The organism is Pseudovibrio axinellae (assembly GCF_900110875.1).
In the GTDB taxonomy this organism is placed as follows: Bacteria; Pseudomonadota; Alphaproteobacteria; order Rhizobiales; family Stappiaceae; genus Pseudovibrio; species Pseudovibrio axinellae.
In genome coordinates this window covers 1-15,294 of the sequence record NZ_FOFM01000025.1, presented here as the reverse complement: position 1 = coordinate 15,294, position 15,294 = coordinate 1, and the positions used below count along the sequence as shown (strand labels likewise).

At 50.6% G+C, this 15,294-nt stretch carries 12 protein-coding genes; 11 read left to right on the top strand and 1 reads right to left on the bottom strand.

The genetic code is table 11. The annotated features are described in order from the left end of the window. Positions 1-307 precede the first annotated feature (307 nt). A complete protein-coding gene (locus BMZ51_RS22275; RefSeq protein ID WP_068007779.1) occupies positions 308-1,291 on the top strand; it encodes an MBL fold metallo-hydrolase in 984 nt (327 codons plus the stop codon). 121 nt (positions 1,292-1,412) lie between these two features. On the opposite strand, the gene ctrA is transcribed toward BMZ51_RS22275, so the two are convergent. Continuing rightward, positions 1,413-2,102: a response regulator transcription factor CtrA gene (ctrA, locus tag BMZ51_RS22270; RefSeq protein WP_008551652.1), complete on the bottom strand. Its 690-nt coding sequence runs from the start codon at positions 2,100-2,102 to the stop codon at positions 1,413-1,415. Between the two features lie 372 nt (positions 2,103-2,474). On the opposite strand from ctrA, the gene fliI reads away from it, so the two are divergent. The 10 genes from fliI to BMZ51_RS22225 all read left to right on the top strand — a co-directional run bounded on the left by fliI (position 2,475) and on the right by BMZ51_RS22225 (position 14,549). Then, positions 2,475-3,800: a flagellar protein export ATPase FliI gene (gene fliI / locus BMZ51_RS22265; protein WP_068007803.1), complete on the top strand. Its 1,326-nt coding sequence runs from the start codon at positions 2,475-2,477 to the stop codon at positions 3,798-3,800. Between the two features lie 30 nt (positions 3,801-3,830). After that, entirely contained in the window at positions 3,831-4,238 is a 408-nt protein-coding gene (gene fliJ / locus BMZ51_RS22260; protein ID WP_068007781.1) for a flagellar export protein FliJ, read from the top strand. Positions 4,239-4,393: 155 nt separating this feature from the next. Beyond that, positions 4,394-4,561 (top strand): hypothetical protein, encoded by a 168-nt coding sequence (locus BMZ51_RS24175; protein WP_161941226.1) that lies wholly within the window; start codon positions 4,394-4,396, stop codon positions 4,559-4,561. A 61-nt stretch (positions 4,562-4,622) separates the two neighbouring features. Next, positions 4,623-5,063, top strand: coding sequence for a paraquat-inducible protein A (locus tag BMZ51_RS22255; RefSeq protein WP_068007784.1), 441 nt, complete (start codon positions 4,623-4,625; stop codon positions 5,061-5,063). A 135-nt stretch (positions 5,064-5,198) separates the two neighbouring features. Beyond that, positions 5,199-7,508, top strand: coding sequence for a mechanosensitive ion channel domain-containing protein (locus tag BMZ51_RS22250; protein ID WP_068007787.1), 2,310 nt, complete (start codon positions 5,199-5,201; stop codon positions 7,506-7,508). A 345-nt stretch (positions 7,509-7,853) separates the two neighbouring features. Then, a complete protein-coding gene (gene glpD / locus BMZ51_RS22245; protein ID WP_068007790.1) occupies positions 7,854-9,377 on the top strand; it encodes a glycerol-3-phosphate dehydrogenase in 1,524 nt (507 codons plus the stop codon). A 207-nt stretch (positions 9,378-9,584) separates the two neighbouring features. Continuing rightward, entirely contained in the window at positions 9,585-11,084 is a 1,500-nt protein-coding gene (gene glpK, locus BMZ51_RS22240) for a glycerol kinase GlpK (protein ID WP_068007792.1), read from the top strand. A 192-nt stretch (positions 11,085-11,276) separates the two neighbouring features. Beyond that, positions 11,277-12,194 carry a dihydrodipicolinate synthase family protein gene (locus BMZ51_RS22235; RefSeq protein ID WP_068007795.1) on the top strand — a complete coding sequence of 306 codons (918 nt, stop codon included), beginning with the start codon at positions 11,277-11,279 and terminating at the stop codon, positions 12,192-12,194. Continuing rightward, entirely contained in the window at positions 12,176-13,411 is a 1,236-nt protein-coding gene (locus BMZ51_RS22230; RefSeq protein ID WP_068007797.1) for an NAD(P)/FAD-dependent oxidoreductase, read from the top strand. Before BMZ51_RS22235 ends, BMZ51_RS22230 begins: the two co-directional genes overlap by 19 nt. A gap of 85 nt (positions 13,412-13,496) precedes the next feature. Next, on the top strand, positions 13,497-14,549 hold the full coding sequence (locus BMZ51_RS22225; protein WP_068007800.1) for a 4-hydroxyproline epimerase: 1,053 nt from the start codon (positions 13,497-13,499) through the stop codon (positions 14,547-14,549). Positions 14,550-15,294: the final 745 nt, after the last annotated feature.

Genomic DNA, 15,294 nt, shown 5'->3' with positions numbered 1-15,294 from the left:
ATCTGCTCTTCCGTAAAACGCGAACGCTTCATATCCCACCTCAATGTTAGGTAGAATCCTATCACAAAATGGAGGAAGTTATGGGGAGCAGGTCAATTGTTCTACTTCCAAGCGTTTAATCGAATAGGAGACGCGCTAGTAAACTTACTTCAGGTTTTGCATTTGTGATAGGAGAGAACAGAGTATGCAGAGATCTTCACGCACAGTTCAATTGAATTCTCAAGGAAAGCCGTCAATATTAGATGATAAGCGACCGTTAATACAATCTGAAACACAGAGTATTTGACGGCATTGAGGAGGAGGAACTATGACATCTCGTGAAATGTTTAGTATGAACCGACGAACTGCTTTGGCATTGGGAGGGGCTGGTCTATTAGCGAGCGGTTTAACATCGGCTCCTGCTCAGGCGTCGGTGCCCGTGGTGACCGGAAATGAGTTTTCGCCAGTAACTGAATTCACAGTCGGTACGTTCAAGGTCTATGCATTATTGGACGGCGGGTTTCTCGCTCAGACCCCTCAAAAGATTTTTGGCGTTGACCAAAGCGCAGAGGACTTTGAACAGGCAAGTCGTGATCATTTTATCCCTGCAGACAAATTTCGTGGGTTTTATACGCCAACGCTGGTGAACACTGGTGAGCAGCTGGTTTTGTTTGATACCGGGCGCGGCGAGGGGGCTCAACCGGGGAGCGGTAATCTTCTTAAAGCACTGACAGCGATTGGGGTTGAGCCTCAAGATATCGATGTTGTTGTTCTCACTCATATGCATGGTGATCACATCGGTGGTCTGATGCGAGATGACGAGCCGACGTTTTCAAACGCCCGATATGTCACCAATGCAGTTGAGTTCGAACACTGGGACGGTCTGGGACCCGATGGCGGGCGTGGTGCACAGGCGTTTGCGCAAAAGGTTTTGCCGTTGAAGGACAAGGTCACATTTATTGAGCCAGGAGGTGAGGTGGCTCCCGGTATTACTGCGATGGAAGCATACGGGCATACTCCCGGACACACGATTTTCCTTCTTGAATCGAACGGTCAGAAACTGATGCTTGCTGCCGATACGGCCAATCATTACGTCTGGTCACTGGCCTACCCTGACTGGGAGGTTATTTTCGACATGGATAAGAAGGAAGCTGCGAAAACACGTCGGCGAGTCTTTACGATGCTGGCAGAGGAGCGGATTCCCTTTATCGGGTACCATATGCCGTTTCCAGCACTCGGCTTTGTTGAAAAGCAGGGTGATGGGTTCCGCTATGTACCAGCGACCTATCAGTTGCAGTTTGATGAAGCCTGACTTAGCTGCGTGCCCGTGAAGGACGTGCCAGTGATGACTGAGTTGCTGCATATTAAAAAAGCCCCGCCGGACAGATGTCAGGCGGGGCTTTTACTAAACTGATGGGAAAAAACGGCTTGATTTAAGCTGCTTTTTCTTCTGGTTCACGCAGAACGTATCCGCGGCCCCATACTGTTTCGATGTAATTTTTCCCAGCTGTGGCGGAAGCGAGCTTCTTACGCAGCTTACAGATGAACACATCGATGATCTTAAGTTCGGGCTCATCCATGCCACCATACAGGTGGTTGAGGAACATTTCCTTGGTGAGGGTCGTGCCCTTACGCAGGGAAAGTAGCTCGAGCATCTGATACTCTTTGCCAGTCAAATGTACGCGTTGACCTGCAACTTCGACCGTTTTGGTGTCGAGGTTTACTGTCAGGTCACCGGTCACAATAACGGACTGAGCATGACCTTTTGAACGACGTACGATTGCATGGATGCGAGCAATCAGCTCGTCCTTGTGGAATGGCTTCGTCATATAATCGTCAGCACCGAATCCAAGGCCACGTACCTTGTCTTCGATCCCAGCCAGACCGGACAGAATTAAAATTGGCGTCTTCACCTTGGATACGCGAAGTGTTCGCAGTACCTCATACCCGGACATGTCCGGAAGGTTCAGATCCAGCATGATAATATCGTAATCATACAGTTTGCCGAGGTCGATGCCTTCTTCGCCGAGATCTGTCGTATAGACATTAAAGTTCTCGGATTTCAGCATCAGTTCAATGCTTTGTGCAGTAGCACTATCGTCCTCGATCAACAATACACGCATGTTAATCCCCTCGTGTTGCCTTTCCTGGGCAGTCGCGCCGGCCCAAAAACACTAACCGTTGCGAAGGAATACTATAACCCGACTCATTTGAATGAGTTTATGGTTAACAGAACTCGAATCGCAATCGCAAGCGTTTTACTCTCACGTAGAACAGTTCTCTGGGTACAACCTTAAATTACAGGCCATAACCTTTCCTGTTCAACATTTTGAGACCGGTTGGCTTTCAATCGAATCAAGTGCTACTGAAAGCCATGTTTAGACGCTTCGTTTCCTCGAAAGGGCTGTACGCCATTCAAAGTCTCCCCAATAACATTAAGCAGAAGCGTAAACGATCGGTTACCATCGGATAAAATGATTAATAGGGATTCTGTCTTGGACTCGCTTTTTGCAGAAATCGAATCATGCTTGCCAACCGAAATTTACGGTAGCGTAGAAGCAGTTAAGGGGCTTTTGATTGAGGTCGCAGGGCCAGTTTATGCGATGAGTGTTGGTGCACGTCTACTAATAGAAATAGGGGAGAACGCAGCGTCAATTCAAGCAGAAGTGGTCGGGTTTCGAGATGGAAAAGCGCTTTGTATGCCATTTGGGCAGCTCGAAGGTGTGCGTCATGGAAGCAAAGCGAAGCTGATTTCACGCGAGAGTATTGTCCATCCATCGAGCGCCTGGCTTGGCCGTGTTGTTAACGCATTGGGCGAGCCGATCGATGGAAAAGGGCCTCTCCCATTTGGTTCAATTCCTCGAAAAATGCGTGATTCACCACCTCCGGCTGCAGAAAGAGCGCGTGTCGGAGCTCCGATCGACCTTGGTGTGAGGGCTCTTAATAGTTTTGTAACTTGTTGTCAGGGGCAACGCCTCGGTATTTTTGCCGGGTCTGGTGTAGGTAAATCTGTGCTCATGTCGATGCTTGCGCGCAACGCAGAAACCGAAGTCTCTGTTATTGGCTTGATTGGTGAGCGCGGGCGCGAGGTGCAGGAATTCATTGAAGACGATTTGGGCGAGGAGGGCTTGACGCGCTCAGTTGTTGTTGTAGCAACGTCAGATGAGAGCGTTCTTATGCGTCGTGAGGCGGCCTATCTTACGCTTACTCTTTCTGAGTACTTTCGGGATGAGGGCAAGAACGTTCTTTGTATGATGGACTCCATTACCCGCTTTGCCATGGCGCAGCGAGAGATCGGCCTTTCTGTTGGAGAGCCTCCCACATCTAAAGGTTACACCCCCACTGTCTTTACTGAATTGCCTAAATTGCTGGAACGGGCTGGTCCAGGCGCTGTCGGTAAGGGTTCTGTGACAGCTCTCTTTACTGTCTTGGTTGAGGGCGACAATCATAATGAGCCAGTTGCTGATGCAGTGCGCGGAATTCTTGATGGGCATATTGTTATGGAGCGAGCAATTGCAGAGCGTGGTCGCTACCCTGCAATTAATGTGCTTAAATCTGTCTCGCGTACGATGCCGCGCTGCGTGCCAGATGAGGCTTTGCCAGTTTTGCAGCGTGCTAAACAGCTAATGTCTGCTTATGCAGATATGGAAGAATTGATCCGCCTGGGCGCCTATAAAGATGGTGCTGACCCCCTTGTTGACCAGGCAATTGCCAAAAATAACGCATTGGAAGGTTATTTAGGGCAAATGAAGGGGGAAAAAACTACAATAGAAGAGGGATATTCCAAACTTGCCAACCTTTTGGAAATGACTCAGGCGTAAGCTCATTTTTCGGTAAAGGGAGTATTGCGTATGAAGAATCGTGAAGGCCTTTTGAAGCTGAAGAAGTTCAACGTCGATGAAAAGCGTCGCCAGGTGACGCAGATCGAGACGATGTTGAGTGATTTTGATCGAATGGCTCAGGATCTGGAAACCCAGATTGTACAAGAGCAAAAGCGTGTGGGTATTGATGATGTCACGCACTTTGCTTATCCGACTTTTGCTCGTGCAGCGGCACAGCGCCGGGATAATTTGAAGAACTCGACTGAAGAGTTAAAAAGCCAGCTTGCTAAAGCGCAGGATGAGCTGACCGATGCTGTTTCAGAGCTGAAAAAGATTGAGCTTATGGATCAGCGTGATCAGATACGTCAGCGCGCAGCTATGGATGTGATTGAGCAAGATGGATTGGATGACATTGCCGGGCGAATGGTGCGCCGGTAACTTCTCTGTCTCTTGCTAGGTAGAGCGGTCTTTTCGATTCGCCGCTCAGCAATCTCCTGTAAAATCCCAGCCCATTAGCGGACCTTCTTGGGGTCTGCTGGCGGGCTTTTGCTGTTAAACGCTCACATTCACCGGTATATCGGAGTGGTTGAGGCATGCCGCCTGTATTTGCGGTGTGCGGCGGTGCTGTGCAGGTCTTGATCTTTGCACAGCGCATGAATGCTGGCTGGAGCACGTCAACTCCACACGGCAGGGCAACAACGCAGGTAGGTGCGAGTGGTAAGGTTGATGGTGCCTTTGTATGTCTATATGCCATATCATAGTGGCCGGGTCCCATTTTGAGGTGGTTGATGGGCACCCTATTAAGAAGTAGCGGGTGTTGGAATGTGGGTTTTTCTTGGTATTTTGATACCGTGCGCAGCATTTTGTTTTGCTCTCGGTCTGACGTTACCTCTGCTTTCTATGGAACGGCTTTATCTGTTTCAGGATACTCCAAGCCTGTTGGAAGTGATTTGGGGGCTTTATGCAGAAGGGGAGCAAGTTATTGCCGGGTTTGTGCTGCTGTTTTCTGTGATTTTACCTGCTGGCAAAATTCTTGCGACCGGTGTCGCCGCCTACAATGGCCGCTCGAAAGGTTGGTTGACCGTGCTTTCTTCTTTGAGCAAATGGTCGATGATGGATGTGATGCTTGTCGCGCTGGTTATCTTCGCAGCTAAAACGACAGGTCTTGCAAGCGCTCAGGTTTTGCCGGGGCTCTGGTTTTATGCCGCTGCCACACTCTCAACAGCAATCGCTGCGTTTCTCATTGGTCGACGGCCTAGATAAACGCCGCATGTATAGGCCAGTCGAATCTCTGTCTATGCAGAGGGATTTGTTGGTTTTTCTTTATCGGTTATTCGCGTTTTTGGTGTATCCCGATAATGTTCTCTTGAAATTGTTCACTGCCATTTTGGGTGTCTTATGCTTTTTCGTTTTCTTATTGCAGCTGTCTTTGCAGTGCTTGTTAGCGTTGCCAGTACTGCGCAGGCTCAGACTCTGGGATCCATTGTCTCTTCTGATGTGAGCGCAGAGGTCGATCAGGCCAAACAGGCGCTTATTGAAGTGCTCGAAGACCCTAAAGGTCGGGATGCACTTATAAAAATACTCAAGGAAGAGCAAAGCGGCGCAGAATCTGCTGCTCAAACTCTTGAGGAAAAACGCGTTGCGACACCTCGTGCCAAAGCAACAATTGCAGCTCACATTGGGTCGTACGTCCAAGATTTCGTAGGAAGCCTCTATGGGTTTTCAGCGCTGATTGTCTCAGGGCTTTCTGGCTACGAAGACCTGGTGAGTGGGGATGCGACCGTTGATGAAGTGCGTTTGTTAGACGAGCTTTTCAGCGTCCTGCGTGTTTTGGTGCCGGCTTATATCGTACTGTTTGTACTACATAGAATTTCAACGGGTTACATCAAACGGGCTTTCAAAGATCACGCGCCCCGCTCTCTGTTTTACAGGGTTGGATTGCTTGGTCTTACGTCTGCATTCGATGCTGCTTTTGTTGTTGTTGGCGCAGGTGCAGGGTATTTTTCGGCCTACCTTTTTGCGACAGACCCCATCGTCAAGTCAGTCAATAACCCAGAGATTTTTGCACTTAATGCGTTTTTCCTGATCGAGATGACCCGAGTGGTTATCCGGTTTGTATTTGCACCGCATCGCTCATCATTCCGGCTTCTGCCATTTTCTGAGAGTGAAGCCGTTTATTGGTCACGGCACCTTATTATAATAATTGGGATTCTTGGGTTTGGGGTGCGTCTTGCGGTTCCTTTAGTGGAAGTGAATTTCTCGACCCAGTTGGCGGGTAGTGTCCGTGTGACTGTAGTACTGGTGTCAATTGTCTATTTGATAACCGCTATACTCAGGTCACGGGTGCGGGTGCGTGGCGAAATTCGCAAATACGCCGACACCTTTGAGGGCTCTAACTTTACTATTCAGCTGTTCAGGGCGCTGGGGTATATTTGGCATGTGCTTGCATTAGCTTATGTTTTTGCTGTTATGGTTGCATGGATTCAGATGCCATTTGACGCTGTGGGGTACCTTGCACGGGCCAGTGGCTTCTCTTTGATCATTATCTTTATTGGGCTGGGCTTAATGATGGCCCTCACGCATGTCATACGCAATGGGATTAACCTTCACCATTCGCTCGATCAGACGCTTCCGACATTTGAGAAAAGACTTAATTCTTTTATACCGGGCTTATGTGCAGTCGCGCGCGTGATTGTCGGTATTGGTGTTGTGTTTGGCGTTCTTGAGGTTTGGGGCGTTGGCAGTATGTGGCAATGGATGTGGTCTGGTGGTGGGATCGATTTCGCAAATTCCATTGCGTCTGCCGTGATTGTCTTGCTTGTAGGCTTTGGCATCTGGCTGGCTCTTATGTCCTGGATCGATCTGCGCCTTCTTGAGCGAGAAGGTAAGGTCGTCTCCAGCCGTACCAAGACACTTTTCAAGCTGTTCAGTAACGCCATTTCAATTTTGCTTATCGTGATGTTCTCACTTCTGGCCCTCTCAGAGCTTGGCGTTCAAATTGCTCCCTTGATAGCAGGTGCGGGTGTTGTTGGTCTGGCTGTTTCATTTGGCTCACAAAAACTGGTGCAGGATGTGATCACAGGAGCCTTTATTCAGCTTGAAAATGCCATGAATGAAGGGGACTTTGTTGAGGTCGGCGGTATCAGCGGTACTGTTGAGCATTTGAGCATTCGCAGTGTGAGCCTGCGTGATCTTAACGGGACGTCCCACATTATTCCGTTTTCGTCGGTCTCAAGTGTTTCCAACTCTACGCGAGACTTTGCGTACGCCGTTTGTGTAATGGGGGTTGCTTATGACACCGATATTGAAGTGGCCAAAGAGGCTATGCAGGAGGCATTCCGACGTCTGGAGGAAACGCCTAATAACCTGGTAATTCTTGGTGGGTTGGAAATGCATGGCGTTACGGCATTTGGTGACTCCGCCATCAATATCCGCGCCCGCATTAAAACACTGCCTGGCAGTCAGTGGTCAATCGGTCGTGCTTATAATGAGTTCTTGAAGATTGTCTTTGACGAACGCGGTATTGAGATCCCATTCCCGCAAGTGACTTATCATGTTGCTGAAGAAAGCAAGGGTGAGGAGAATAAGGTGGATGCAAAGGTTGAGGAACCGCCGCGCCTTAAAGGAGGTGCCCCCAAACCTTCTGGACCGCAGGTGAGAGGAGCTGGCGAACCTGATGCAAGTAGCCCGGGTGAAGAAGGGGTTTAGAGTTGGCCTTGTGGTGAAGCTGAAAGAGCCCACCTGATCCATCTGAATGAGTTCTATCGCAAATAAAGCGCGCTCGTATTCGAAACGAGCGCGCTTTTTGTTACCTGAGCCAGACCTTCACTTTGCATCGCGGGCCTGTGAATGATTGTGCGATATTAGACATATTGCGCAGGGAAATGGGGCAAATTATCGTTTTTTGGCCTTGCTAGGGGAAGTTTCGTTTTAATACATATATATGGCAATGGGTTTCGTTGACTTTCGGAAATATTCGAATAGGTTCGGCGTAATGAATATGCGTGCTAACACGGATTTTGGACGAAGACCGTGGAATTGAGGGGCGAAGCCATGAGTAAGAGCTATGATCTATTTGTCATAGGGGGCGGTATCAACGGTTGCGGTATTGCACGTGACGCAGCTGGACGCGGACTTTCAGTTTTCTTGGCGGAGAAGACTGATTTTGCAAGCGCGACCTCCTCGGCCTCGACAAAATTGATTCATGGTGGATTGCGGTATCTGGAATACTATGAGTTCCGCCTTGTGCGAGAAGCTTTGAAAGAACGCGAAGTCCTGTTGAATATGGCACCGCATATCATTTGGCCGCTGCGTTTTATCCTCCCACATCACAAAGGGCTGCGCCCAGCCTGGTTCCTTCGCCTTGGCCTGTTTATGTACGACCATCTGGGCGGACGTAAACTTTTGCCGAGCACGAAGACCGTTCTGCTGGATCGCGCTCCCTTCAATGATGGTTTGAAATCACTGTTCACACGTGGCTTTGAATATTCTGATTGCTGGGTGAATGATGCACGCTTGGTGGTTTTGAATGCCCGTGATGCAGCGGCTCGCGGAGCTGAGGTGCGACGCAATACTGAAGTTGTGCGTGCGTCCAGACGCGACAACGGCTGGGACGTTGAAATTCGCGACACGCTGAGCGGAAGCGTAGAGACCGTGCGTGCGAAAGCCTTGGTGAATGCGGCTGGTCCATGGGTCTCTTCCGTTCTTAAGGGCGCGATTGGTATGAACAGCCAGGCGAATGTGCGGCTTGTTAAAGGCAGCCACATTATCGTGCCTAAGATGTTTGAGCACGACCGCAGCTTCATTTTCCAGAATGCAGATGGCCGTATTGTTTTCGCTATCCCTTATGAGAATGACTTTACTTTGATCGGTACGACGGACGTCGATTATCAGGACGACCCTGCCAAGGTGGCGTGTTCTGATGATGAAGTGGCGTATCTGTGTAAAGCCGTGAGTGAGTATTTCTCGAAAGAAGTCAGCGTTGACATGGTTGTGCGCACCTACTCTGGTGTGCGCCCTCTTTATGATGATGGAGCGAGTGAAGCGCGCGCTGCTACGCGCGACTATGTTCTTGAAATGGATGAAGGCGAAGGCCAGCCTCCGCTGCTGAGCGTATTTGGTGGCAAAATCACCACTTATCGCCGTCTGGCTGAGCACGCTTTGGAAAAGCTCTCCGACTATCTGCCTGCTGCGGCCAAGAAGAACACCTGGACAAAGGACAGCACCCTACCGGGTGGTGACTTCGAGCCAGGTGATTTCGATCATAAAGTGGCGTCATTGAAGTCGCGCTATCCGTTCCTTGAGCACGACCATGCTCATCGCCTGTTGCGCTCTTACGGGTCTGACGCAATGACGATCTTGGGATATGCCAAAACCACAGCTGAACTTGGCGCGCATATTGGTGGCGACTTGTACCTTTGCGAAGTTAACTGGCTGATTGAGCATGAGTGGGCCGTTTCTGCTGAAGATATCCTGTGGCGGCGTTCCAAGTTGGGCCTGCACCTGCCTGAAGGGGCTGTGGGTGTGCTGGAGCGCTACCTTGCAAGTTACTTTGAAGCCAACCGCATGGCTGGCTAAGTTTTTTACGCCCTGTCCTAATTCATTTAGGGGAGGGCGTTTTTGTATGTCGGGTTTACTTTGGGACAGTGTTCACGACAGTTGGCGTATATCTTTTAAAGTTGCTAAGTGACATTGTTGGTTCACTTATTGCAGTGTTTTGGGTGCCTTGAAAACAAAGGTGCTGAATCTAGTTTTGAAGAGGCAGGATCTCTTCCGGGAGGAAATATGACAGGGTGGGTGCTCTCCATTGATCAGGGGACGACGTCAACACGCGCGATTGTTTTTAATGACAGCTTTGAAAGCGTTGGTGTCGGACAGCGAGAATTCACGCAGCATTTTCCGCATGAGGGCTGGGTAGAGCACGATCCTGAGGACCTTTGGGCAACGACCCTGGAGACGTGCCGGGAAGCGCTTTCAAAAGCAGACCTTTGTGCAGAGCAAATCATCGGCGTGGGTATTACCAACCAGCGTGAGACTGCGCTGATTTGGGACCGTAAGACCGGAGAGCCTGTTTACAACGCGATTGTTTGGCAGGACCGCCGCACTTCTGCTTTATGTAGTACGATGAAGGCAGCCGGTCACGAGGAGATGTTTACTCGCAAAACCGGACTGTTGCTGGACCCTTATTTTTCTGGAACCAAAGTTGCCTGGATTTTGGAAAATGTGGAAGGTGTTCGCGCCAGAGCCGAAGCGGGCGAGCTGGCATTTGGTACCGTAGATACCTGGCTGATCTGGCGTTTGACTGGTGGTCAATCTCATGTGACTGATGCGACCAACGCGTCTCGTACCCTGCTTTATAACATTGGCGAAAACTGCTGGGATGAAGAGCTGCTGCGCTTACTCAACATTCCTAGGTCTTTGTTGCCTGAGGTTAAGGATTGTGCCGCTGAATTCGGGACGGTTACTGCCGACCTATTGGGTGCAGAGTTGCCGATCTATGGTGTTGCAGGGGATCAGCAAGCTGCAACAATTGGTCAGGCCTGCTTTAAGCAAGGCATGGTGAAATCCACTTACGGCACAGGGTGTTTTGCGCTGGTCAATACAGGTGAGGAGCTGGTTTATTCTAAAAACCGCCTGCTTTCGACCATCGCCTACCGTCTTAACGGCAAAACAACCTATGCTTTGGAAGGTTCTATCTTTGTTGCAGGCGCTGCTGTGCAATGGCTTCGCGATGGCCTGAAGATCATCGAGAGTGCAGGCGAAACCCAAGCCTTGGCTGAAAATGCAGACCCGGAGAGCCAAGTTTATATGGTTCCTGCGTTTGTTGGTCTGGGTGCACCTTACTGGGACCCTGAAGCCCGCGCTGCTATTTTTGGCATGACCCGGTCCACGGGGCAGGAAGAGATCGCACGTGCTGCCTTGGAAAGTGTTGGCTATCAGACGGTTGATCTCATCAACTCAAAGTCAGCTGATATGGGCTCGCCATTGAATGGCAAGGCTGTTTTGCGCGTGGATGGCGGAATGGTTGCCTCAGACTTCACAATGCAGTTTCTGGCAGATATTTTGGGACGCCCAGTTGACCGCCCCGTTGTGCAGGAAACAACTGCACTTGGCGTTGCCTGGCTTGCTGGCATGAAGGCAGGGGTTTGGCCGTCCATGGAAGACTTTTCTGAGCGCTGGAATCTGGACAGGCGCTTTGAGCCTCAAATGGAAGCGCATGAGCGTGCACGGCGACTGAATGGTTGGCACGACGCTGTTTCCAGAACCCGATCACAAGTCTCTTAAAGACAACGGATTAGGGCTGTGGGATGGACTGAAATGCCAGTTACATACTTTCCATAGCCCTATTATCCTGCTGAAATTAATCAGCTATTACTCAATTTATGAATTTATTATCTTTCAGATATATCACGGTATTGACCGGCAGGTATTTGAAGTTCATATTGCCTGTAATATATCACAGGTGAGGATGAGCGAATGTGGACTGGTGTTTACCCTGCGGTCACAACAAAATTTACAAAGAATGATGAGCTTGATCTGCCCGAGATGGAGCGGTGCTTTCAACTGCTGATGGATGCAGGCTGCGATGGTCTGATCGTTTGTGGCTCTCTTGGTGAGGCGATGACGCTTGAGCCTGACGAGAAGATAGAAATTCTCAAGCTAGCAAGGCATGTATGCGGCCCAAAACACGTTATTATGACTGTATGCGAAAGCTCTACGCGCCGTGCTGAAAAAGCGGCCGCCGATGCCGCAGCAGCAGGTGCGCGCGGATTGATGGTTCTGCCGGGCGTTCCTTACCGCTCCGCTCCACATGAGAGTGTGGCCCATATCAAAGCCGTTGCCAAAGCGGGCGGCGTGCCGGTTATGGTCTATAACAACCCGGTTGCTTACGGTGTTGATGTGACCTTGGACATGTTTGCTGAGCTGGCAGAAGAGCCGCTCATTGTGGCGATGAAAGAATCCACCGACGATATTCGGCGCACGACTGAAGTGATGAACCGTTTTGCGGGACGGTTCAAGGTGCTTACAGGGGTTGATAATCTGGCTCTTGAGAGCCTGATGATGGGTGCCGATGGATGGGTTGCTGGCCTTGTTGTTGCATTTCCTCGTGAAACTGTCGCGATTTACAGGCTTGTTCAAGCTGGACGCTATCAAGAGGCTCGTGAAATCTATCGTTGGTTCCGTCCGTTGCTCGACCTTGATGTGTCCACCAATCTTGTCCAAAATATAAAACTGGCAGAGATGGTTGCTATCGGCTCAAATGACCGTGTTCGCGCCCCGCGGCTGCCTTTGTCTGGAGCTGAACGTGACCGCGTTCTCAATGTGGTGGAGCATGCAATCGCATGTCGTCCGGACCTGCCGGAGCTTACAGATTTATGCGACGTATCCATGTAGTTGGCGCCGGAGTTATCGGTTTAGCGTGTGCACTTCGCCTTCAACAAGAAGGACATCATGTTGTTCTGATCGATCGTCATGGACCGGGCGAGATGACCAGCCGTGGTAACGCGGCTAGTATCGCTTGGACAGATGTTGCGCCGATGGCTTCCAGGGGTATCTGGCGTAAAGTCCCGGGCTGGTTGCTGGATCCGTTAGGCCCACTTGCTGTGCGCCCATCCTATGCCCTTAAGCTCTTGCCATGGATGCTACGATTTTCACGCGCCTCTCTCCCTGACAGGCTTAAGAGAAGTGTTATGGGAAAGGCTGCCATAAACAAGAGGGCTCTGCCAGCTTGGGAGAGACTTTGGCAGGCCTCCGGGACCGGGCACCATGTGTTTTTGAAAGGCTGCCTTGAGGTCTATGATTCCCATAATCACGTGACGCATGCACGCAAAGGCTGGAAAGAGCAACGCCACCACGGCATTGAGGTGGAGGAGTCGAACGGTGATCAGATCCGCGAGTTGGAACCAGATTTATCAGCAAGCGTTGTTGGTGGGGCGCTGGTGCCCGGGTGGGTAACAGTTGATGAACCGCATGCATTGTGCGTGAGCCTTGCCACGGCATTTGAGCAAGACGGCGGTAAAATCCTTAAGGCATCGGTTTCGCGTTTACGCAGTGAGGGTGAACGCGTTGTCTTACACCTGGAAAATGGCGAGCAGATCCTGAGTGATCATGCGATTGTTGCATGTGGTGCCTGGTCTAAAACGCTTGCTGCCCAGATGGGGGACCATGTGCCGCTGGAATCTGAGCGCGGTTACAACACTACATTTAGTGACCCGAATGTTTCCCTAGAACATGCTGTTATGTTGCCGGGTTTAGGGTTTGCTGTATCGCAGCTGTCAACCGGACTGCGTATTGGCGGCGCCGTGGAGTTTGGTGGTCTCATGCTGGGTGCCAACTGGAAGCGCGCTGATGCAATGGCAAGTCAGGCCGCTCGGCTACTGCCCAAACTTAATCAGGAGAACGGTATTCGCTGGATGGGACATCGCCCGTCTATGCCAGATACGTTGCCCGTCATCGGGCACTCTCGTCACAGCGATCGGGTGACCTACGCCTTTGGTCATGGTCATCATGGCTTAACGCAGGCTGCAATCACTGCGGAGCTGGTTCGCGATCTGATTCATGATAAAAGACCAGAAATTGATTGCACATTGTATAGCGCTCAACGATTTTAGGGAGAGTTCTACTGAGGGAGAAAGAGGCTTCTTCAGGAGGATGTCAGCAGCTTGAGTTGATACCACGCAGTTGGGGGAGGGAAGTTTGGTCTCCAGTAAGTTTTTCTGTGTTGATGGTCATACCTGTGGCAATCCGGTTCGCCTGATTGTTGGTGGTGCCCCGACGCTACACGGCAGCGACATGCTTGAGCAGCGAGCCGATTTTCTAAAGCGTTATGACTGGATTCGAACCGGGTTGATGTTTGAGCCGCGTGGCCACGATATGATGTCCGGGGCTATGCTTCTTCCGCCCACCCGACCAGATTGTGATGTTGCAGTGCTGTTTATCGAAACGTCGGGCTGCTTACCCATGTGCGGTCATGGGACTATCGGTGTCATCACGCTGGCTTTAGAAGAGGGGCTTATTACCCCCCGTGAGCCGGGCAAAGTCTATCTCGACACACCAGCGGGCCTGGTGGTTGCAGAGTATTTTGAAAAAGAGGGGTACATTGAGAGCGTGCGCCTGACCAATGTGCCAAGCTATCTGGCAGAAAGTGGATTAAGCGTTGACCTGCCGGGCCTGGGCAAAATTCGGGTTGATGTTGCTTATGGCGGAAATTTCTATGCCATTGTTGAGGCGCAAGAGAACTTTCCCGGTTTGGAGAACGTAGGTGTTGCGCAGTTGTTAGAGTGGAGCCCGCGTTTGCGGCAAGCTCTCAATGACAAATACAAGATCGCTCATGCAACAGATGCACGTATTCATGGGGTCAGCCATATCCAATGGACCGGTAAGCCCGGCTCAGACACAGCTGATTGGCGAAATGCAGTGTTTTATGGTGAAAAGGCGTTGGACCGAAGTCCGTGTGGTACTGGTACCTCCGCCCGTCTTGCTCAGCTTTATGCCAGGGGAGCGCTAAAGGTTGGCGACACGATGCGCCACGAATCTCTTATCGGCTCTGTCTTTGTTGGTGGGATAAAGGAAGCTGCAAAGCTTGGTGATCATGACGGGATCATTCCAACCATCGAAGGCTGGGCACGCAAGACTGGCGATAATACTCTTTTGCTAGATGACCGTGACCCATATATGACTGGCTTCCAGCTGACAGCAGACGGTGTCGTGCACTTCCCCGATAAAGCGTCTTATCGCGACTTGGTCTGAAACAGTTTCCCCTCATAGGCCTATCAAAGCGTGGAGGGGATTTGTTTTTGGTGCTTGATGTTGGCTCGGTTCGGTGAACAGTGGCTGGGGCTGGTACTGCATGCTGTGAGGCGGGGATATGTCTTGGGCATGTGGGGATAGATTTTGGTTGGTGGGGCATAAGTTCGGTTGAGCGGTGGTTTCTTATGTGTAGGGCATGGAGCGTGTTGGTTTCGGCTTGTGCTGCTGGTTTTGGCTGATTGGTTACATAGCCACGTTGGAATACGCGCGTTCCGCGCAAAGTTTCACAAACCCACGCAAAAGCGCTCAACGTTGGTTTGCGGTGTTTGCGTCACCCTATCGCGATCTCTCCTATATAGGCGCGGCCTCTCTTGTCCTCATACGTCCTTCTGTGCTCGCCCACACGCTCTGTTCTTGTGTTCTTCGGTGGGGTCAATGTTTTCCCAGTGTCTGTGTAAATTGATGATTTGTTAGGGATTGGGGTGTGTGTAAGGGTGTAATTGGCTGTTTTCTGCGGGATTTTGGGTATGTATTTGGTCAGGTTTGGGTGTGTTTGTTGATATATGAATCTGGATTTTGGGTTTGAGTTGAGTTTTTTGCAGATAGTTTTGTTTTTTTGGAGATTGCGTGTTGACGGTTAGCGATGTGCCGCCTATAACCCGCTCCACACCAACGGGGCGGCGCACACAGGGCGGCTCAAGCGGTTAAAAAACAGAAGGAATTACGGGGCTTTTTAAGGTTTTGT